This is a genomic window from Haloplanus sp. CK5-1 (assembly GCF_037201915.1).
GTDB lineage: Archaea > Halobacteriota > Halobacteria > Halobacteriales > Haloferacaceae > Haloplanus > Haloplanus salilacus.
In genome coordinates this window covers 520,007-539,789 of the sequence record NZ_CP147505.1, presented here as the reverse complement: position 1 = coordinate 539,789, position 19,783 = coordinate 520,007, and the positions used below count along the sequence as shown (strand labels likewise).

General features: G+C 68.9%; 18 protein-coding genes. 7 read left to right on the top strand and 11 right to left on the bottom strand.

What is annotated here, in order from left to right:
* Positions 1-17 precede the first annotated feature (17 nt).
* The 3 genes from cobN (at position 18) to NBT81_RS02770 (ending at position 5,599) form a co-directional block, all read left to right on the top strand.
* A complete protein-coding gene (gene cobN / locus NBT81_RS02780) occupies positions 18-3,914 on the top strand; it encodes a cobaltochelatase subunit CobN (protein WP_338740893.1) in 3,897 nt (1,298 codons plus the stop codon).
* Positions 3,915-4,163: 249 nt separating this feature from the next.
* Complete coding sequence (locus tag NBT81_RS02775; RefSeq protein ID WP_338740891.1) at positions 4,164-4,841, top strand: precorrin-8X methylmutase; 678 nt, start codon at positions 4,164-4,166, stop codon at positions 4,839-4,841.
* The gene (locus NBT81_RS02770; protein ID WP_338740889.1) at positions 4,838-5,599 is read left to right on the top strand and encodes a cobalt-precorrin-7 (C(5))-methyltransferase; all 762 of its coding nucleotides are present in this window, start codon (positions 4,838-4,840) and stop codon (positions 5,597-5,599) included. The genes NBT81_RS02775 and NBT81_RS02770 overlap by 4 nt, the downstream gene beginning before the upstream one ends.
* Positions 5,600-5,619: 20 nt before the next feature.
* Here the strand turns inward: NBT81_RS02770 and NBT81_RS02765 are convergent, their stop codons facing one another.
* From NBT81_RS02765 to NBT81_RS02750, 4 genes are all read right to left on the bottom strand, one after another.
* Positions 5,620-6,264 carry a HAMP domain-containing sensor histidine kinase gene (locus NBT81_RS02765; RefSeq protein ID WP_338740887.1) on the bottom strand — a complete coding sequence of 215 codons (645 nt, stop codon included), beginning with the start codon at positions 6,262-6,264 and terminating at the stop codon, positions 5,620-5,622.
* Between the two features lie 6 nt (positions 6,265-6,270).
* A complete protein-coding gene (locus tag NBT81_RS02760) occupies positions 6,271-6,678 on the bottom strand; it encodes a PAS domain-containing protein (protein ID WP_338740885.1) in 408 nt (135 codons plus the stop codon).
* Between the two features lie 127 nt (positions 6,679-6,805).
* Complete coding sequence (locus tag NBT81_RS02755) at positions 6,806-7,591, bottom strand: CbiX/SirB N-terminal domain-containing protein (protein WP_338740883.1); 786 nt, start codon at positions 7,589-7,591, stop codon at positions 6,806-6,808.
* 99 nt (positions 7,592-7,690) lie between these two features.
* Positions 7,691-7,981 (bottom strand): hypothetical protein, encoded by a 291-nt coding sequence (locus NBT81_RS02750; RefSeq protein ID WP_338740881.1) that lies wholly within the window; start codon positions 7,979-7,981, stop codon positions 7,691-7,693.
* A 110-nt stretch (positions 7,982-8,091) separates the two neighbouring features.
* On the opposite strand from NBT81_RS02750, the gene NBT81_RS02745 reads away from it, so the two are divergent.
* Positions 8,092-8,259, top strand: coding sequence for a hypothetical protein (locus NBT81_RS02745; protein ID WP_338740879.1), 168 nt, complete (start codon positions 8,092-8,094; stop codon positions 8,257-8,259).
* 174 nt (positions 8,260-8,433) lie between these two features.
* Here NBT81_RS02745 and NBT81_RS02740 read toward each other — a convergent pair whose 3' ends face one another.
* The 3 genes from NBT81_RS02740 to NBT81_RS02730 are packed head-to-tail and all read right to left on the bottom strand — an operon-like array spanning position 8,434 to position 10,557.
* Positions 8,434-8,724 carry a hypothetical protein gene (locus NBT81_RS02740; protein WP_425498718.1) on the bottom strand — a complete coding sequence of 97 codons (291 nt, stop codon included), beginning with the start codon at positions 8,722-8,724 and terminating at the stop codon, positions 8,434-8,436.
* Positions 8,725-8,731: 7 nt separating this feature from the next.
* Positions 8,732-9,004 carry a winged helix-turn-helix domain-containing protein gene (locus NBT81_RS02735; RefSeq protein WP_338742483.1) on the bottom strand — a complete coding sequence of 91 codons (273 nt, stop codon included), beginning with the start codon at positions 9,002-9,004 and terminating at the stop codon, positions 8,732-8,734.
* A gap of 53 nt (positions 9,005-9,057) precedes the next feature.
* A complete protein-coding gene (locus tag NBT81_RS02730) occupies positions 9,058-10,557 on the bottom strand; it encodes a molybdopterin-dependent oxidoreductase (protein WP_338740875.1) in 1,500 nt (499 codons plus the stop codon).
* Positions 10,558-10,740: 183 nt separating this feature from the next.
* Between NBT81_RS02730 and NBT81_RS02725 the strand changes: the two genes are divergently transcribed.
* Complete coding sequence (locus NBT81_RS02725; protein WP_338740874.1) at positions 10,741-11,949, top strand: MFS transporter; 1,209 nt, start codon at positions 10,741-10,743, stop codon at positions 11,947-11,949.
* A 5-nt stretch (positions 11,950-11,954) separates the two neighbouring features.
* Here the strand turns inward: NBT81_RS02725 and NBT81_RS02720 are convergent, their stop codons facing one another.
* The 3 genes from NBT81_RS02720 to ddh all read right to left on the bottom strand — a co-directional run bounded on the left by NBT81_RS02720 (position 11,955) and on the right by ddh (position 15,702).
* Positions 11,955-12,986: an NAD(P)/FAD-dependent oxidoreductase gene (locus NBT81_RS02720; RefSeq protein WP_338740872.1), complete on the bottom strand. Its 1,032-nt coding sequence runs from the start codon at positions 12,984-12,986 to the stop codon at positions 11,955-11,957.
* Positions 12,987-13,117: 131 nt separating this feature from the next.
* Complete coding sequence (locus tag NBT81_RS02715) at positions 13,118-14,533, bottom strand: MATE family efflux transporter (RefSeq protein ID WP_338740870.1); 1,416 nt, start codon at positions 14,531-14,533, stop codon at positions 13,118-13,120.
* A 227-nt stretch (positions 14,534-14,760) separates the two neighbouring features.
* The gene (gene ddh, locus NBT81_RS02710; protein WP_338740869.1) at positions 14,761-15,702 is read right to left on the bottom strand and encodes a D-2-hydroxyacid dehydrogenase; all 942 of its coding nucleotides are present in this window, start codon (positions 15,700-15,702) and stop codon (positions 14,761-14,763) included.
* A gap of 124 nt (positions 15,703-15,826) precedes the next feature.
* On the opposite strand from ddh, the gene NBT81_RS02705 reads away from it, so the two are divergent.
* Both NBT81_RS02705 and NBT81_RS02700 read left to right on the top strand, forming a co-directional pair.
* A complete protein-coding gene (locus NBT81_RS02705) occupies positions 15,827-17,437 on the top strand; it encodes a thiamine pyrophosphate-requiring protein (protein WP_338740867.1) in 1,611 nt (536 codons plus the stop codon).
* Positions 17,438-17,531: 94 nt separating this feature from the next.
* Positions 17,532-17,768, top strand: a complete 237-nt coding sequence (locus tag NBT81_RS02700; protein WP_338740865.1) for a DUF2061 domain-containing protein — start codon at positions 17,532-17,534, stop codon at positions 17,766-17,768.
* On the opposite strand, the gene NBT81_RS02695 is transcribed toward NBT81_RS02700, so the two are convergent.
* Positions 17,765-19,738, bottom strand: a complete 1,974-nt coding sequence (locus NBT81_RS02695) for an aconitate hydratase (protein ID WP_338740864.1) — start codon at positions 19,736-19,738, stop codon at positions 17,765-17,767. The genes NBT81_RS02700 and NBT81_RS02695 overlap by 4 nt on opposite strands.
* Positions 19,739-19,783: the final 45 nt, after the last annotated feature.

Below are 19,783 nucleotides of genomic sequence, written 5' to 3'. Positions count from 1 at the left end.
AGAGGTTTAACAACGTTATGCCCACCATCGGCTTGTACACCGCGACGGAGAACGAACTCGGGGCCGTCCAGCGCGCCGCGGGGGAGGTCGACGGAGACCTGGTCGCCCGATCGGAGAGCGACCTCGACGACGAGACGGCGGTCGAGGCGTTCGTCGACGCCGTAGAGGACGCGACGGCGGTCGTGTTGTGGCTCCACGGCTCCGAGGAGAGCATGCCCGGCTACGACCGGGTCGTCGACCGCCTCGACGACGCGGGCATCCCGCTGGTCGTCAAGTCGACCGGCGACGCCTACGCGATAGAGGACACGACCGTCGCCCCGGCGGACCGGGACGCGGTGTACGACTACCTCGACCGCGGCGGCACCACCAACGTCGCCAACTGCCTGCGGTACCTGATCGACCGGTTCGGAGCCGTCGACCGGAGCTACGACGACCCCGTCTCGCTCCCCACCGAAGGGGTGTACCATCCCGACCACCCCGGCGCGGGGTACGACGACCTCGTGGCGACGTTCGACCCCGGGACGCCGACGGTTGCGGTCTGGTTCTACGAGTCCCACTGGACCCACGAGAACACCCGCTACGTCGACGCGCAGGTGCGGGCCATCGAAGCGCAGGGCGCGGACGCGCTCCCGATATTCTGCAACCCGGCGACCGACACCGACGAGCAGGAGGACGCCGAGTGGGTCACCGACGAGTGGCTCCTTGACGGCGGCGACCCCGTCGTCGACGCCGTCTGCTCCTCGTTCATGTTCTCGCTGTCGATGGAAGAGCGGGGCCGGTCGGCCGCCGACGAGGGCCAGGGTGCAGAAGAGGTCTTCCTGGATCGATTGGGCGTTCCCGTCCTCCAGACGGTGACGACGATGCGCTCGCGCTCCCGGTACGAGGGGAGCGACACGGGTGTCATGGGCTTCGAACTCGCGCTCTCGGTCGCGCTCCCGGAGTTCGACGGCAACGTCATCACCCACCCCATCAGCGGGAAGGAGCGCACCGAGGACGAGGCGGGCATCGGCACCTCCCCCAAACAGCATTTCCCCATCGAGGACCGGATCGACCACGTCGCTCGCCTGGCAGTCAACTGGGCGCGCCTGCGTCACACCCCCAACGAGGAGAAACGGATCGCGGTCGTCCTCCACAACTACCCGCCGAGCGACGACGGCATCGGCACCGCCTTCGGCCTCGACACCCCCGAGAGCACGATCAACCTGCTCGAGGAACTCGACGACCGGGGCTACGACCTCGGAACCGGGGCGCCCGACGACGGCGCGACGCTCATCGACCGCCTGACCGCCCAACTCACCCTCGACGACCGCTGGGTCGCCCCCGAGGACGTCCGGGAACTGAGCGTCGACACCGTCTCACCGAACCGCTACTGCGACTGGTTCGGCGACGTGGACGACCGCTTCCGCGAGAACGTGATCGGGGAGTGGGGCGATCCACCCGATCGACCCTTCGCCATCCCCGGCGTCGAGTTCGGGAACGTCCTCGTCACCGTCCAGCCCCCCCGCGGGTTCGGGATGGACCCCTCGAAGGTGTACCACGACTCCGACCTCCAGCCACCACACGACTACGTTGCCTTCTACGCGTGGCTCCGGAACGCGTACGACGCCGACGCCGTCGTTCACCTCGGCACCCACGGCTCGCTGGAGTGGCTCCCCGGCAAGACCGTGGGTCTCGACGGCACGAGCGCACCCGACGGCCTGATCGACGACCTGCCGAACGTCTACCCCTACATCGTCAACAACCCCGGCGAGGGGACGCAGGCCAAGCGCCGCGCCTACGCCGCAATCGTCGACCACCTCACGCCCGTCATGTCGAACGCGGGGACGTACGACGGCCTCGCCGAACTCGAAGAGTTAGCGGACCGCTACCGTGAGGCGGGGATGGCAGACGCGAGAACCGACGACGGCGCGGCGCTCGAACGCGAGATCCGCGAGACGGTCGCCGACCTCGACCTCGCGCTGGAACTCGGAATCGAGGGCACCGTCGAGAAGGCCGACGTGCGCGGCCCCGACGCGGCGGGGTCGACGCTCGCAGACGGCGCGGTCGAAGGCGACTCCCTCCCCATCGACGAACTCGTCGAGCGGATCCACGAGTACCTGACCGACGTGAAGACCACCCAGATCCGGATGGGGCTGCACACGATGGGCGAACCGCCCGTCGACGATCGGTTGGTCGAGTATCTGGTCGCGCTCACTCGCCTCGAGAATCCGGGCGCACCCAGCCTCCGCGAGAGCGTCGCGGGCGTCCTCGGCGTCGACTACGAGCGCATGCTCGAAGAACCCGGCACCTACGACGAGTCGCTGGGGATGACCTACGCGCAGGCGGCCGACGAGGTGTACGAGACGAGCCGCGACCTCGTCTCGACGCTCGCCGCCCACGACTTCGACGTGCCCGAGTCGGAGCGCGAGGCCGGCCCCGACGACGAGGTGAACATGAACCTGCTGGTCGTCGACATCGACCCCCTCGGCGACTCGCGGGCGCGGGCGGGCGAACACGACGACCTCCGCGAGGCGCTCGCGTACGTCTGTGCGGAGGCCGTGCCCCGCGTCGCCGGCGCGAGCGAGGAGATCCCCCGCACCGCCGACGCACTGGCGGGCGAGTACGTCCCGCCCGGCGGGAGCGGCGCGCCAACCCGTGGCGGCGTCGACCTGCTCCCGACGGGGCGGAACTTCTACACGCTCGACCCCCGCAAGGTGCCGGCCAAGAGCGCGTGGCGGGTCGGCCGCGAGGTGGCCGACGGAGTGGCGGAGCGACACCGCTCGGCGGAGGGCGAGTACCCCGAGGAGATCGGCGTCGTCGCGTGGGGGACCCCCACCGTCCGCACCCGCGGCGAGACGGTCGCGCAGGTGCTCGCGCTGATGGGCGTCGAACCCGAGTGGACCGACGCCGGCCGGATCGACGACGTGACTCCGACTCCGCTCGACGAACTGGGCCGCCCGCGGATCGACGTGACGACGCGGGTCTCCGGGCTGTTCCGCGACGCCTTCCCGCAGGCCGCGAGCGTGATCCACGACGCCGTCGACGCGGTGGTCGCACTGGACGAACCCCACGACCGCAACTACGTCAAGAAGCACGTCGAGGAGGAGAGCGAGGAGCTGATCGCTGAGGGGATGGATCCCGACGACGCCGAGACGGCCGCGACCCATCGCGTGTTCACCACCCGACCCGGCGGCTACGGCGCGGGGACGAACAAGGCCGTCGACGAGGGCGAGTGGGACGACCGCTCGGACCTCGCGGACGTGTACGTCCAGTGGGGCGGCTACGCGCTCGGCTCGCGGGGGCGCGTCTCGGAGGCCCACGACGCCTTCGAACGCCGCCTCGGAACCGTCGAGGCGACGGTGAAAATCGAGGACACGGGCGAACAGGACGAGTTCGACTCCTCGGACTGGTACGCCTTCCACGGCGGGTTCATCACCGCCGTGACCGAGGCCCGGGGCGAGGAACCGGCCTCCTACGTCGGCGACTCCTCGGATCCCGACCACGTCGACGTCTACACGAACGAGGAGAAAGTACGCAAGGCGATGCGCGCCCGCGTCCTCAACCCCGACTGGCTGGACAGCATGGAAGAACACGGCTACAAGGGCGCGGGCGACCTCTCGACGACGGTCGACGTGGCGCTGGGGTGGGACGCCACGACCGGCGTCGTGAGCGACCGGTTGTGGACGGACGTGGCCGAGAAGTACGCCTTCGACGACGACCGCCAAGAGTGGCTCCGCGAGGTGAACCCGTGGGCCTTGGAGAGCATCACGGACACCCTACTGGAGGCGATAGAGCGTGGCCTGTGGGACGCCGACGACGCGACGGCCGACCGCCTGCGCGACCTGAACCTGCGGGTCGACGGGGATCTGGAGGCGCGGGCGTCGGGTGGCGGTGCGGTGGAGTCGGAGACGGAGGTGACGAGCGATGACGACTGAGGTCGGTGGTCGTTGCGTGTCGGTCGGAACACGTCGTCATCGGGAGGGAGAGCGATGACGACTGAGGTCGGTGGTCGTTGCGTGTCGGTCGGAACACGTCGTCATCGGGAGGGAGAGCGATGACGACTGAGGTCGGTGGTCGTTGCGTGTCGGTCGGAACACGTCGTCATCGGGAGGGAGAGCGATGACGACTGAGGTCGGTGGTCGTTGCGTGTCGGTCGGAACACGTCGTCATCGGGAGGGAGAGCGATGACGACCGAGGAGTACGCCGATCTCGGTGCCACCACCGCGGACGCGATGGAGATCGCCGAGACGAGTATGGACCGTGTCCGCGAACTCGTTCCCGACGCGACGCTCGCGGACAGAATCCGACAGAAGTCCGTCCACGCGACCGGCGATCCAGAGTTCCAGCACCTGATGCGGTTCACCGGCGACGATCCCGACCACCCGGTTCGGGCCGGCGCGCGCGCAGTCCTCGACGAGCGACCGATCGTCACGGACATCACGATGGTGAAGGCGGGGATCACCGGCCGGGGTCACGACTGCCCGGTTCGGAAGGCCATCGGCAACGGGAGCGAACTGGCGGCGGAGACGGGGATGACCCGGACCGCCGCGTCGGTACTCGAACTCGACCGTGCGGGCGTCTACGACGGGGCAATCGCGACGGTCGGCAACGCGCCGACGGCAGCGCTGGCGCTCGCGGACTGCATCGAGTCGGGCACCCGGCCGGCCGTCGTCGTCGCCACGCCCGTCGGCTTCGTCAAGGCCGCCGAGAGCCGCGAACGCCTGCGGGCCGTCGCCGCCGACCACGGCGTCCCGGCGGTGACGAACGTGGGCCGGCGCGGTGGGAGCGGACTAGCGGCCGGCCTGACGAACGAACTGGTCCACGTCGCCAGCGACGCCCGCAACGGGGCCGTCGATCTGTGAGCCGCGACCGCGACCCCGCGGCCGTCGCCGCGAACGAACCGGAGGGCGACGCCACCGATCCGGTCCACGCGGTCGGCGTCGGGCCCGGGAGCCCCGAGTATCTCGTCCCACGGGCACGGCGCGCGATCCGCGAGGCCGACGTCGTCGTCGGCTTCGAGACGGTCGTCGACGTGGTCCGGGGCGAGGTCGACACCGGCGCCGACTGGCTCACCTGTGGCTACACCGACGAGGGCGAAACCCTGTCGGCGTTCGCCGACCGTGTCGACGCGGGGGCGTCCGGGGTAGCCGTCCTCATGGGCGACCCGAACCACTCGGGCTACCAGTTCGTCGGCAAGGTAGAGTCGGCCGTCGAGGGGCGAGTACGGGTCGTTCCGGGCATCTCCTCGCTGCAGGTGGCCGCGAGCCGCGCCCGCACTCCGATGGAGGAGACGACGTTCGTCACGCTCCACAAGCGTGGGTCGCTCGACGCGGACCTCGCGCGCCTGCGGGCCGACGCCGGCGACCGGCACCTACTGGTCCTGCCGCGACCCTACGACTGGATGCCGGGGGATGTGGCTTCCCACCTGCTGGAGGCGGGGGCATCGCCGGGGACACCGGCGCTGGTGCTGGAGCGGTTGACTCACGACGACGAGGCGACCACTCGGTCGACGCTCGGAGAGCTGGCGACTCACGAGGGGGGATCCGATCCGGAGGACACGCCGTTTTCCGATCTGTCGGTCCTCGCGGTTCGACGCGAGCAGGGACGCCCGCCCGAGTGACGGCCGTAGGCGGATCCGCCTCAGGCGCGTGGAATCCGGATGTGGACGCTGTTTCCGCCGAATTCGCTCGTGTCGAACGACAGCTTACCCCCGAACAGTTCCGTGGTCCACTTGGCGAGCCAGAGCCCCAATCCGCTGCCGTGCCGTAGCGCCGTGATTTCGGTGTCGCCGGTGACGAGGTTTCGCTCCTCTTCGGGGATCCGGGGGGCGTCGTCGTCGACGTGGATGTCGACCCAACCGGCGGAGTCCGGAGTTCCGATCCGGATCCGCACCGTCGGTGTGTCGCTCGGATTGTGCTGGATCGCGTTGTCGACGAGGCTCTCGACGGCGAACCGGAGACGGACATCCGCGTTCACCGTCATCGACGCGGGCAGCGTCGTCCGAAGGGCCACCTCGGGGTGCTGTCGGGTGTACTCCGAGACGATGTCCTCGATGAGAGACACACAGTCGATCGACGGATCGTCAGTCGTCGCGTTGATGACGGTGTTGATATCGTTCGCGTCCTGCGTGAGCGTCTCCAGATCCCTGATCGCGCTCTCGACGGTCGCCACCAGTTCGAGTCGTTCGTCCGTTCGGTCGTCGAGTTCGGAGACGAGACGGTCGGTAGCCCCCGAGATCACGTTGACGGTGTTCCGAAGGTTGTGACGGAGCAGCCGATTCAGCACCTGCAACTACCGTTGCTGCCGGGTAATATCGGTCAGATCGGTGTAAATAGCCAGGCCGTCCATCCCGACCGCGTGGTGTTCGTAGGGGATGCCCCGATACAGAAACTCCCGGATCCCACCCGCGGTTTTCCGCTCCACCTGTCGGTAGCTGACCTCGCCCGACGCCGTTCGTGCATCGAGTCGTCGTGATTCCTCACGACGCCACTCCGGAACGATCCACTCGTTGAGAGACTCCCCCTGCAGTTCGGCGGCGTCGTACCCGAAGATGTCGACGAAGGCGTCGTTGGCGTCTCTGACGACGGGGTCCCCCCGTATCAACTCGAACTCTACGACTGCGTCGTGAACGTGTTCGATGAGGTGACGATACCGAACTTCGTTGGCATCGTGTCCGGAATCCGTCTCTTTGTCTCCCATGTGTACCGGGTCGAGGAGGAAAAGGCCGGAACGTAAAGTAAGTGTGCCGGAGAGGAACACACTCGGGAACGTTCCGGAGGCCCCACGACGTCGACATAGAGGAGAGTACCGGCCCGTCGGAAGGAGACTAGTCGGACGGTCCCTCGCCGTCGGTAGCGAGGGGCGTCCGAGACGACGCGAGCGTCGACTCGAACGTCGACGGCGTCGACCCGCCGGCCGAGAGGACGCGCTGTCGGGTTACCTCCGCCTCGAAGGCGTCGGTGACGCCGGGGTGGGTACCGAAGGGGTCGGCGTACTCGATACCGCCTCGGTCGAGTTCGAGTTTCGCGGGAACCTCCCGCTCGGTGGCGTCGCTGCGCGAGACGAACAGCGGGACTGCGACGACCCGGTCTCCAGTCACGTTGTAGCGCGCACACTCGACGGCGGGGTTCTGGAGCAGAAAGCAGCTCCGCACCTCACCGTAACCCGTCCGCTCGCGCAGACGGGTCGCGTGGTACTCCGCGGCCTGCCGGTGGTAGGACTGGGAACTATTGCCGAACCCGACCAAGACGACCGACGACGACGAGTCGGCGGAGACCCGTTCTGTCGCTCGGTCCTCGACGACGCCCGTGATAGCCGGGCTCCGGCCCACGGGTTCGCAGTAGCTGACCTCGCCGGGGACGTAGGACAGCGCCGCCGGGAGGTCCTCGGTCGTCTCGTAACTGTGGGCGAGCGTCGCGGGGAGGGCGTAGACGCGGTCGGCCGAAAGGTCGGAGAGCGTCTCCCGGAGCTCCCGGACCGGTTCGTGGTCGTACGTCGCGGCCACCACGTCCTCGGCGACGTCACGCGTTCGCAACCGCTCGGCGTGTGTCTCCAACACCGATTCGGTGTTCTCGCCCCGTCGTCCGACGAGCAGGACTGTCTCGTGTGTCATCTGTGTGTCTCCGGCCGGACATCAATTTATTTTGAATTAATCCAAGCCGGCTTGTTTTCAAGCGTCGCCGGCGACCAGTAAATAAGTTGGGGAGGAGACTCACCGGTAGGAACTGCGCGTGATGTCCGCGACGGCGACGACGGCGACACCGACCGTCAGCGCCGCACTGCCGCCGACCGTGACGGCCGTCTTCACCAACGTCCGGACGGCCGAACACGAGAGTTCCAGGCTCTCGGTGCCGGAGGATCCGACGACCATCGCCGTCTCCGACGGGCCACCGCAGGCGACGAGGAAGCCGACCAGAGCACCGGTGAACAGGTACAGGAAGACGGGTGCGAGGATCGCGACGCCGAGCAACGCGCCGAGCCACCCGAGGACGCCTCGGTACATGCACGGCCAAACCACACCCGGGTATATATACTGTGAGTCGTCGGGGGACGCCCCCGGGCGGTTGCCGCGAACCGTACCCTTTTTATTTTAGGTATCCCTAAAGACTGTCAATGCCCACTGGTACGCAGTCGCGCACGGACGACGACGGGGAGCCATCGTTGCCCGAGACGCCGACGGTGTCGGTCTGTGAGAGCTGTCCCGGCCGGACGGTTTTCCTCGAATCCGGCAACACCGACGGCTGGATCGCGAGCGATCTGACCGTCGAACCGACGCGGTAGCCGGAGCCACCCTCTCGACGCCCCCCACCTCTCGGATCGGTTCGCACGGCTTCCGAGCCGCGAAACCCCTCGCGGCGTGTGCGGTGTTCGCGTACGCGTCTCGGTCGTGAGAAACGAGTCCCGGACCGTACCGATCCTCCGGTCCGAACGGCCGTAGCCGTTCCGCCGTCCGGCCTACCGCATCGTGACGTACGTCAGGAAGGCGAGCGCGACGAACTGGAGAGCGCGCATCGCGAGCACCGCCGTCTGGGCACTCGGTGCGGCGGCGTACAGCATCCCCGAACTGAGGAAGAAGCCGATAGCGACGACGTTCTCGACGGCGAGGACGAGAGCGAACGCGACGAGCCCCAGCGTAAGCGGCGTCCGGAACCGGCGGTAGTTTCGTCCCCACACGACCAGCAGGGCGGCCAGCAGGCCGATGTTCAGCGCGGACAGGACGGTCGCGACGGTGAGTAGCGGTGTCATGTTCATCTCAGACGTGCTCCGTTATCCGCTCGAACTGGTCCCGGTGGCGGTCGAACCGATCGGTGAGGAAGTAGAGCCGGCCGTACTCTTGGTCGCCGCTCTCGATCACGTCGTGGTCTTCGAGCATGTCGAGGTGGTGGCGCACGGAGTTGTAGTCGATGTCGAGTGCCTCGCAGAGTTGGTTCGCGTTGCGCGGCCGCTCGTCGAGGAGGCGGATGATCCGTGCGCGGTTCTCCCCGCCCCGCGTCCCGGCGAGCAGATACCAGAGTGCCTTCTCCATCGAGACGCCGTGTCCGTGGTGGTGTGCGGTGGGTGCAAAACGCTTCGCCTCGGTCACAGGGCTCGGGGGTCGACCGTCTTCGAGACCCACCCACTCGGGCCGCTGGGGTACGCCTCCGCCTCCTCCCGTGGCTGGACGGTCCCCGTCCCGTCGACGGCGCGAACGACGACCTCGTGGCGACCCTCGGCCTCGTAGCGGTGGACCCACTGTCGCCACACGTCGTCGCCCGGCAGCGGCTCCGAGAGCTCCGCCTCGACCCACGTCGTCCCGCCGTCGGTCGACACCTCGACGCGCTCGACCCCGCGCGTGCCGGCGTAGGCCGCGCCACCGACTTCGATCCTCCCGTCGGGACGGCGGTTCTCCACCCAGAGTTTGGCCACCGTCTCGACCGGGCCGGTGCCGTGCCACCCCCGCTCCTCCCAGTAGCCCGTCGCGGGTTCGTCCAAGATCTCTATCTCGGTGAGCCACTTGACGTTGATCTCCCCCCAGTGTCCGGGGATCAGCGCCCGCGCCGGCGCGCCGTGGGCGCGGGGGAGCGGTCGACCGTTCATCCCCACCGCCAGGAAGCCGTCTTCGAGCGCGTCGACCGGAAACTCCTCGTAGAAGCCGTCAGCCGCCCGGAGCATGACGTACTCGCCCTGCGGGTCGGCCTCGTCGAGGAACGCCGTCAGCGGGACGCCCGTCCAGAGCGCGGTGTCGAGTTTCTCGCCGTTGAGCGACTCGCCGACACACCGCAGCGTCTCTAAGCGGTGGTCGTGGTCCATCGCCTCGGCCTCGGAGAACGACACCGTCGTCTCCTCGGCGACGGCCCCGTGGATCCGCACCGACCAGTCCTCGCGGGCCGGATCGGGGTCGACGTTGGCGACGTCGACCCGGTAGAAGGAGTCGCTGACCAGGGGTTCCAGTCCGTCGACGGACAGCGACTTCGACTCGGCCTCGTCGAGGAGGGCCGCAACGTCTTCGGGGATCGGGGCCGATCCCGCGCCTCCGTCGATGCTACTCCCGGCCGCGCCGCCGGGTGTCGCCCGCCGTCCCGCGACGCCGACGACACCGACGGCGAGAGCAGTGGCCCCCGAGAGCACCGCCCGCCGCGAGTCGTCGACGGCGGCTGAGGCCGTGGCCGTCTCCCGGAGGTCGGCGGCGACAGCCACCAGCGCACCGCCGACCGCGGCCCCGAGCGCCGATTGCAGCGACCCCGACAGGCCGACAGAGACGACGGCGACGGCCACGCCGACGGCCACCGGCGAGGCGGTCGGTCGGCCACGACGGGCCACGGCGAGGCGCGCACCGCCGGCGACCGTCCCCAGTACCGCGGCGGTGGCCGCGAGCCCCGAGAGGTACGCGATGTCGCTCCCCAAGTCACCGAGGACGGTGATCGCAAACGTGACCAGAACGGCCGGTGCGAGCGTCACCGTCGCGTTCGCTATCGTCGTCGCGACGAACGCCGTCGAGTCGCCGACGACGGCGTACGATCCGGCGACGGCGGACACCCCACACGCGAGCGCGACGGTCCCGCCGAGGGCGGCCCGCCGCCACGAGGAGGGTAGCGTCACGCGCCACCCCGCCGGTCGGTCGCAACCGCACCCGTTCGACGACGGTGTCGGTTCGGTCGACGCATACCCGAAGCGAGGCCCCGAGACGTGTAAGTCGTTTCTCAAGATCCGTCGGGATTCCGTCTAGAATTCGGCCCAGCCGGGTCGAAAGACAGTAGGCGCCGGCCTCGGTATCGCCCCCACGTGTCCTCGAGTCGACTGCGGAGTCGCGCCGCCCTCGCGACGGTGGTGTACGCCGTGTTGTTGGCACAGGTTCTCCTCTACCCCGGCGTCGACACGCTCGTCGCGGCGCTGGGTGCCGAGACGGCCGGTCTCGACGCGAGCATGTGGTTTCTGACCGCCGAATTCGCCGCCTTCGTCGTCTTCGCCGTCCCCTGGGGGGCCGCGAGCGACGCCGCGGGTCGACGGGTCCCCTTCGTCGCCGGGAGCGCCCTCCTCGGGGGACTGGGCTACGCGCTCCTCGCGGTCCTCCCCGCCGTCGTCGCCCCGTCTTTCGAGGCCGTCCTCGCACTCCGCGCCCTGCAGGGCGCGGCCACGGTCGGCGCGTTCTCGCTGTCGATGACGATGCTCATGGATCTGGAGGGCTCGCACGGCCGCAACATGGGAGCCGGGGGCATCGCCATCGGCCTCGGGACGGCCACGGGCGCACCTCTCGGCGGTGCGCTCTACGAGGTCGGTCCGCTCGTCCCCCTCTACGTCGCCAGCGGCGTCCTCTGTGTGCTCGCCGTCGCCGTCCCCCTGCTCGTCGACGACGCGCCCCTCGACGGGCGCTCGTCCGGCCGGTCGCCGTTCGACGGCCTCCGCCGGACGCCACGCCTCGCCCTCCCTTACGCATTCGGCTTCGTCGACCGCCTGACCGCCGGCTTCTTCTCGCTGGTCGGGACGCTCTACTTCCGGACCGTCTTCGGGCTGAGCCCCGGCGCGACCGGGCTGACGCTCGCGCTGTTTTTCGCTCCCTTCGCCCTCCTGCAGTACCCCTTCGGCGTCGTCTCCGACCGGGTCGGGAGACGGCTCCCGATCGTCGCGGGGTCGGCGCTGTACGGTGGGGCGGTGATCCTCGTCGGTGCGGTGACGACGGTCCGGGCCGCACAGGCCGCGATGGTCGTCGTCGGCGTCCTCGGTGCGCTGATGGTCCCCGCGACGATGGCGCTGGTGACCGACCTCGCCGCGCCGGACGAACGTGGCGTCGCCATGGCCGGGTTCAACATCGCCGGGAGCGTCGGCTTTCTCGCCGGCATCCTCCTCGGCGGCGTCGCCGCCGACGCCTACGGCTACCCGACGGCCTTTCTCCTCGTCGGCGGCCTCGAACTCGCCATCGCGGCGGTGACGATACCCGTATTCCTCCGGGTCGGCGACGGGGGTGGTGGGGGTCGTCACGCGGTCGAGGCCTGACCCCACTACAGCGCGTACGCCAACCGCTCGCCGGTGTCGAGGCCGTTTCGGAGGGCGGCGTGGAGACGCGCCTCGCCGACGACCCAGTCGCCGACACAGTACAGACCGGCGTCTTCCGCCCCACCGAGTACCCCCGTCCGGAGCCCCGACTCGGGGAGGGCGTAGCGCCACCCCTGATGGTCGGTCCACGCCGGATCGGTCAGGCGGCCGTCGCCGACGATATCGGCGGCGTAGTCGGCCAGAACGGCGACGTTGTCGGCCGGTGGTTCGTCGTACCGGCCGGCCGACCACTCGCCGTTCGCCTGCACCACGAGCACCGACTCGCCGTCCGGGACGTGGCCCGGCTTGCACTCCTCGCGGCTGATCCAGCCGACCGCGTGTTCCTTGTCCGTGTTCACCAGTCCGTAGTACGGCCGGTCGAGTTCGAACTCGTAGCCGAGGACGGCCGTCCAGACGGTGCGGTAGTCGACGTCCCGGGCGGCGGCCACGAGTTCGTCCCTGGCCTCCGTATCCCAGTCCGCCCCCGCCAGCAGGTCGGCCGTCTGGGGGGCTGGCGGGTTGCAGAGCAGGGCGTCGAACGGTCCCCACCGCTCCCCGTCGGCGTCCGTGAGCGTCCACGATCCGTCCGCCCGCGCGACGCCCTCGACCCGCGTCCGTCGGTGGACGGTCGCGTCGGTCGCCCCGAACAGGTGCTTGGCGAGGCGGGTCAGTCCCGTCCGGTAGGTCAACTTGCGCTCGTCCGACTCGCGGCCCTCGCTCACCGTCCCCGTCCGATCGAAGACGTCGATGTCGCCCGCCACCTCGACGAGGCCGTCGTCGAACTCGGAGACGAGGTCGAGGGCGCGTTCGTCGTCGTCCTTGAGGTAGTTCGCGCCGTAGTCGTAGGTCACGTCGCCCTGGCGACGGGTCGCCGCCCGGCCACAGACTCCACCCGACTTCTCCAAGACGGTGATCGAGGCCTCGGGCACCGCCCCGTCGAGGACGTAACAGGCCGCGGCGGCGGCCGCTCCAGCGCCGACGACGCCGATTTCGGTCATACATCCACTTCGGCCCCAGCACCAAAACCCCACGGCAAGCGAGTGGACCACTCGCGGTCGCCTCGCTGCGGCGCACCCAGTGGGTCGGGCGTCCACGCCGGCGAACGAGGTCAGTTCGTCGCCGCCGACGGTCAGTCGCCGGCCGCGACGTGGGCCCGACCGATCGCCTTCCAGCGGTTCGACCGGACGCGGGCGACGTTCAGTCCGGCGGGGACTACAGTTTCGACGACCAGCGCGACCAGCAGCGCCGTCGCTCCGAGCGGCGTCACGAGGCCAAGCGTCGCGACGGGGAGCGCACAACCGTACCGGCCGAACAGCGACGCGACGAAGGGGTATCGGGTGTCGCCCGCGCCCCGGAGTGTCCCGGTCGCGGAGCCGTCGATACCGAGGAAGACGACGCTGATGGCCGCCGCGGCGACGAAGCCGGGGGCGACGTCGACGACGGCCGGGTCGCCGACGAACAGGCCGGCGATCGGTCGGGACAGCGCGAACGCGGCCGTCGCCGTGACGACGAACACCGTCGCCGCGAGGCGGATGATCGCTCGGCCGTACGCCTCGGCGTCGGCCGCGTCGCCCGCGCCCAGACGTTGGCCGACGAGCGTGCTCGCGGCGATGGAGAAACCCCACGAGAGGCTGTCAATCAGCCCGCGGACCCGCCGAGCCACTTCGTAGGCGGCGACGACGGCGGGGCCGAACGTGGCGGCGATGGCGACCAGGGGGAAGGCGACGAGCATCTCCGCGGTTCGGCGGGCCATCAGCGGCGCGGAGACGACGAGGATCCGCCGGGTCAGGGCTCCGAAGCCGTCGAACCGGAGCGTCGCCCGCGAGATGGAGACGGGGCACGCCCCCCGACCGGCGTAGGTGCGCCCGGCCAGCCCCCAACCGAAGACGAGGGCAACGACGCCCGTCGCGAAGGTCGTCCCGAGAGCGGCCCCCGCGACGCCGAGGCCGTAGCCGAAGATCAGCGTCGCCGAGAAGACGACGTTGAGCACCGCGCCCCCCGCACGGACGACCATCGGCGTCACCGTGTCGCCGACGCCGGCGTACGTCCGGCTGGCGATCAGATTCGGGAACTCGAAACACAGGGCGGGCGCGGCGAGGGCCAAGTAGGTCGCGGCGTGGCCCAGTGGTTCGGGGTCCGAACCGAGAACCGCGACGAGGTCGGGTGCGAACCCGACGTACGCGGCCGTCATGGGTATCGCGATGGCGGCGGCGACGACCAGGCTCACCGCCACCGTCGCACTCGCCCGCTCGTAGCGCTCCGCGCCGTAGGCCTGTGAGACGAGCGTGACGGTCCCCCCGGCCAGGCCGATGCCGAGGAACTTTCCCACCTGCCAGTAGGCATTGGCGAAGGCGAGGCCGGCGACGGCAGCCGTTCCCACGTCCACGCCGACCATCGCGAGGTCGACCGTCCGCTTCGACATGATGGCGACGCCGGTGACGATCCGGGGCCACGCGAGGTCGAACGTCTCGCCGAACCGTCGGCGGTCGATGACCCCGGCGCGGTCCAGGGCGCCGGCGACGGCGGCGAGCGGTCGACGATCCATCGGCGGTTGTAACGGCGGATTCGTCTTGGAGGTTGCGCCGCCTGTCGGCCACGACCCACAGTCCGCTCCCCGGCGAACGGCCGCGCGCATGCTCCAGGCAGCGCTCGACGCGTGTCGCGACTACGGTGTCGTTCACGTGGAGGGCGGTCCGGGACCGGACCGCGTCGAGGAGTGTGTGGCCTGTGACGGGCGCGTCGACGGGGCGGACCTCGACGATTCGCTCGACCCTAGGCGACCCGGTTTCGGAGGTCCTCGCCCGCCTGGTACTGGGCGAAGATTTCTTTCACCAGTTCGGCGATGTCGAGGTGGTAGCGGTTGGTGGCCGACCCGCGGTGGGGCGAGATGATGACCTCCTCGAAGTCCCACAGCGGGTTGTCCTCGGGGAGCGGTTCGGTCTCGAAGACGTCCAGTCCCGCGCCGGCGATGGTGCCCGACTCCAGCGCCTCGATCAGGTCGTCCTCGTCGGCGATTGGGCCGCGGGCGATGTTGATGAGGTAGGCGTCGTCGCGCATCCGCTCGAACTCGGGGGCGGAGAACATCCCCTCGGTATCGGGTGTGTGCGGGACGGCGATGACGACGAAGCGTGCGTCGGCGATGGCCTCGTGGAGGTCGTCGGGGTCGTAGAGTTTCGAGACGCCGGGGACGGGGTCGTCGGAGCGGCGGACGCCGACGACCTCCATCCCGAGGGCGTCCGCCCGCTTGGCGACGCCCTCGCCGAGGGTTCCGAGGCCGACGACACACACCCGCTCGTTCTCGACGGTGAAGGGGCGGTCGTACTCGGGGTCGGCCAGCCAGTCGTTCTCGGTCTGGTGGTCGCGGTAGATGTGGAGCATCCGCGCCAGCGACACCATGTAGCCGACGGCGAGTTCGCCGACCGTCGTGTCGTGGATGCCCGTGCTGTTGGTCAGGGGGACGCCCGCTTCCTCGTGGGCGTCGGTGTCGAACTCGTCGTAGCCCGCGCGGATGCAGTGGGTCCAGCCGGCCTCGAGGAACGCCTCGCGGGGTCGAAAGGACGCCACCGCGTCCGTCTCGTTGAACGTCTCGTCGTCGCCGACGATCTCGACCGGCACGTCCAGGTCGGAGAAGGCGTCGGCGAACGCCTCGATCGGGATCTTCTCGTCTACCGTCTCGTGGATGCAGAGCCGTTCGAGGCTCGGTCGATCGGACATACGTCCGACATCCGCGCTGTGTGTATTCAACGTTTCGACAGATGCCGAGTGACGCTTAGGTATCTGTCCTTATCTTTAATAAAAATTAACTTTACAACCCCGGGGAGTCATGTACCTCGTTACGATGAACGTAACAGAGGCCATCGCCGAAATATTGGCCCAAGAAGGTGTCGAACACGTGATCGGATTCCCGAGCAACCCGCTGTTCGACGACGACGCGGCGGAGGAGGCGGGGATTCGCCCCATCGTCACCCGACAGGAACGGACCGCCGCACACATGCTCGACGGCATCGCACGCGTCACCTCGGGCGATCAGGTGGAGGCGTTCGCCTGCCAGCACGGCCCCGGAACGGAGAACTCCATCGGTGGGGTCGCCCAGTCCTACGCCGAATCCGCTCCGTTCGTCGCCCTCCCCGCGGGGTACTCCCGCGCGAAGACGAACACGGACCCCAAGTTCAGTTCGCTGGTCACCTACCAGTCGGTCACCAAAACGACCGAGCAGTTGACCGATCCCGACGCGGTCGAGGAGACGCTCCGGCGGGCGTTCCAGGCGGCCCGCAACGGACGACAGCGCCCCGGACTGGTCGAGATCCCCGTCGACGTCTTCCCCGAGGAGGTCGGCGACATCGACTACGAGCCGACGTCGTCGACACGGACGGCCCCGGACCCGGACGCCGTGAGCGAGGCGGCCGACGCCCTCGTCGACGCCGAGATTCCGGTCATCTACGCCGGACAGGGCGTCCACTACGCCAAGGGCTGGGACGAACTGCAGGAACTCGCGGAACTGCTGGAGGCGCCGGTTGCCACCAGCCTCAACGGGAAGAGCGCCTTCCCCGAGGACCACCCGCTCTCGCTCGGTGCGGGTTCGAAGAGCGAACCCCGACAGCTCAACCACTTCCTCCACGAGGCGGACGTGCTCTTCGGCATCGGCTGTAGCTTCACCAAGACGGCGTACGGCATCACGGCCCCCGAGGAGGACAACACGATCATCCACTCGACGAACGATCCCGGCGACGTCGACAAGGACGTCAAATCCCAGATCGCCGTGATTGGCGACGCGAAACTCACGCTCGCGGCCCTCGTCGACGAGATCGAGGACCGCGTCGACGACGACCGCGGCCGGTACGACGACGTCGTGAGCGAGATCGAGTCCGTCCGCGAGGAGTGGCTTGCCGACTGGGAGGACGACCTCACCGACGACTCGACGCCGATCAACCCCTACCGCGTCGTCAACGAACTCGACGACATCGTCGACAAGGACAACTGCATCGCCACCGCGGACGCCGGCAACCCGCGGGACTTCATGTCCCCCTTCTTCGAGGTGACCGAACCCCTCTCCTATATGGGCTGGGGGAAGACCACGCAACTCGGCTACGGCCTCGGCCTCGCGATGGGTGCGAAGCTCGCCCACCCCGAGAAGCTCTGTCTCCACGTCTGGGGTGACGGTGCCGTCGGGATGACCGGCATGGACTTCGAGACGGCCGCCCGCGAGGATATCCCGATCCTCACCATCTACCTGAACAACCGCGAGATGGCCTCCTACGACACGCCGTTCTTCGGCAACTACGCCGAGGTGGCCGACGCACTCGGTGGCTACGGCGAGCGGATCGAGGACCCCGAAGAGGTCGGCCCCGCCATCGAGCGCGGGATCGAGAAGGTCGAGAACGGCACGCCGACCGTGCTGGAGTTCATGACCCAGAAGTACACGAAGCTGTCGCGACCCGACCTGGAGTGAGGCCGCCCGGGGCGTAACTCCGGGGAGTTACACCTCGGCCCGATAGTTATGGTTCGTGGTTACTTTTACGTCGCTCCGTTCCGTACGCTCCGCCATGCCATCGAGCGTCGGGATCCGTCGGCCGCGGCAGGCGCGCTCCCGCGCCATCGTGAAGACGCTCTGCTACCGACTGGTGATGGTCGTCGTCACCGTCGTCGTCGCGTTGGTCGTCGTCGGCGACCTTCGGGAGGCCGCGAGCATCGGCCTCGTCGCCAACGTCGCCAAGACGGGGACGTACTACGCCTACGAACGGCTGTGGGACCGGATCGCGTGGGGCGTTCCCGACGCTTAGTCGGCGCTAGCGTCCTCGTCCGCCACGTCGGCGAACTGTTTGCGGGTGTGGGGGAGTTTCCCGCCGCTCACCAGCAGTTCGCGTTCGCGCTCGTTCGCGTCGAGGCTCGCCGTCGCCTCCCAGTCGCCGTCGATACGGACGGTGAACTCCTCTTGGCCGCTCCGAACCGCCTCGGCGGCGTCGTCGACGAGTTCGACCTCGTCGCCCTGGTCGATCCGGTCGTAGGTCTCCGCGTCGATGGTCAGGGGGAGCAGGCCGAAGTTGATGAGGTTTGACTTGTGGATGCGGGCGAACGACTGCGCGAGGACGCCGTGGATCCCGAGATACATCGGACAGAGCGCGGCGTGTTCCCGGGAGGAGCCCTGCCCGTAGTTCTCGCCGGCGACGAGGAAGCCGCCGTCGGCCGCCGCGGCCCGCTCAGCGAACGTCTCGTCGACCCGCTTGAGGGTGAACTCCGAGAGCTTCGGCACGTTCGAGCGGTAGACCGACACCTCCTGTGTCGCCGGGATGATGTGGTCGGTGGTGATGTTGTCGTGCATCTTCAGGAGCGCCGGACCCGAGAGGTCGCTCCCCAGCGGCTCCTTCAGCGGCACTTCGTCGATGTTCGGGCCCTTGACGAGGCCGTCGTCGACCGCCTCGTCGGGCATGATGAGGTCCGCCTCGCTGGTGCCGATGTAGGAGTCGGGCATCTCGAAGCCCGGCGCTTCGATCCCCAGTTCGTCCGCCAGATCCCGCGGATCCGTGATCTCGCCCGTCAGTGCCGTCGCGGCGGCCACCTCCGGCGAGCAGAGGTAGACCGCGTCCTCCTCCATCCCCGAGCGGCCCTCGAAGTTGCGGTTGAACGTTCGGACGCTCACCGAGTCGGAGGCGGGGACGTGCCCCGCACCGATACACGCCCCGCAGGTCGCTTCGGAGACGTTGACGCCGGCGGCCATCATCTCGGCGGTGTAGCCGTTCCGGGCCAGCATCTCGGAGGCCTGCTTCGATCCGGGGGCGACGATGGTCTCGGTTCGCTTCGCGGTCTCCCGACCGTCGAGCATCTTCGCGACCGGGAGGATGTCCTCGTAGGCACCGTTGGTACAGGAGCCGACGAGCACCTGATCGACTGCCTCGCCCGCCACCTCGCGCACCGGAACGACGTTGTCCGGCATCGACGGCGCAGCGATCAGGGGCTCGATCGCCGAGAGGTCGACTACGACCTCGTCGTCGTACTCCGCGTCCTCGTCGGGCGAGAGTTCGACGTAGTCCTCGCCACGACCCAACCGTTCGAGGAACTCCTCCGTTCGCTCGTCGCTGGGGAAGATGGAGGTGGTCGCGCCGAGTTCCGTCCCCATGTTCGTGATGACGGTGCGCTCGTGTGCAGAGAGACTGTCGACGCCCGGGCCCGTGTACTCGAACACCTTGTCGACGCCGAACTTGACCGAGAACCGGCGCAGGAGTTCGAGAATTACGTCCTTGGCGGTCGACCACTCGGGGAGTTCCCCCTCCAGTCGGACGTTGACGACCTCGGGGACGTCGATGTAGAACGGCGCACCGCCCATCGCGGTGGCGACGTCCAGACCGCCGGTGCCGATGCCGAGCGAACCCAGGCCGCCCGCTGTCGGGGTGTGGGAGTCCGCCCCGAGCAAGGTCTTGCCCGGTGCGGTGTAGTTCTCCTTGTGGACCTGGTGGAGGATGCCCGTCCCCGGCCGTGCGAAGTACGCACCGTAGGTGCCCGCCGCCGAGCGGAGGAAGCGGTGGTCGTCGGAGACCTTGAAGTCGGGCTGGTAGGTTTGGTGGTCACAGTGCTGGCCGGCCACCTCGACTTGCACCTCGTCGAGGTCGAGTGCCTCGAACTGGAGCCACGCCATCGTCCCCGTCAGGTCGTGAGCGATGGTCTGGTCCACCTCGATACCGACCTCCTCGCCGGTTTCGACCGTCCCGTCGACGAGGTGCGATTCGAGAATCTTCTCCGTGAGCGTTCGTCCCATAGTACTCCCGCTTGCAGACTCCGTCACATAACCGTTTCCACCGCT

Coding starts and splice junctions, on each gene's coding strand:
- NBT81_RS02715 (WP_338740870.1), bottom strand. CDS start 14,533: ATGGATCGTCGACCGCTCGCCGCCGTCGCCGGCGCCCTGGACCGCGCC.
- NBT81_RS02745 (WP_338740879.1), top strand. CDS start 8,092: ATGCCCACTGGTACGCAGTCGCGCACGGACGACGACGGGGAGCCATCG.
- NBT81_RS02695 (WP_338740864.1), bottom strand. CDS start 19,738: ATGGGACGAACGCTCACGGAGAAGATTCTCGAATCGCACCTCGTCGAC.
- NBT81_RS02740 (WP_425498718.1), bottom strand. CDS start 8,724: ATGACACCGCTACTCACCGTCGCGACCGTCCTGTCCGCGCTGAACATC.
- NBT81_RS02735 (WP_338742483.1), bottom strand. CDS start 9,004: ATGGAGAAGGCACTCTGGTATCTGCTCGCCGGGACGCGGGGCGGGGAG.
- NBT81_RS02755 (WP_338740883.1), bottom strand. CDS start 7,591: ATGACACACGAGACAGTCCTGCTCGTCGGACGACGGGGCGAGAACACC.
- NBT81_RS02750 (WP_338740881.1), bottom strand. CDS start 7,981: ATGTACCGAGGCGTCCTCGGGTGGCTCGGCGCGTTGCTCGGCGTCGCG.
- NBT81_RS02760 (WP_338740885.1), bottom strand. CDS start 6,678: ATGGGAGACAAAGAGACGGATTCCGGACACGATGCCAACGAAGTTCGG.
- cobN (WP_338740893.1), top strand. CDS start 18: ATGCCCACCATCGGCTTGTACACCGCGACGGAGAACGAACTCGGGGCC.
- NBT81_RS02720 (WP_338740872.1), bottom strand. CDS start 12,986: ATGACCGAAATCGGCGTCGTCGGCGCTGGAGCGGCCGCCGCCGCGGCC.
- ddh (WP_338740869.1), bottom strand. CDS start 15,702: ATGTCCGATCGACCGAGCCTCGAACGGCTCTGCATCCACGAGACGGTA.
- NBT81_RS02700 (WP_338740865.1), top strand. CDS start 17,532: ATGCCATCGAGCGTCGGGATCCGTCGGCCGCGGCAGGCGCGCTCCCGC.
- NBT81_RS02705 (WP_338740867.1), top strand. CDS start 15,827: ATGAACGTAACAGAGGCCATCGCCGAAATATTGGCCCAAGAAGGTGTC.
- NBT81_RS02775 (WP_338740891.1), top strand. CDS start 4,164: ATGACGACCGAGGAGTACGCCGATCTCGGTGCCACCACCGCGGACGCG.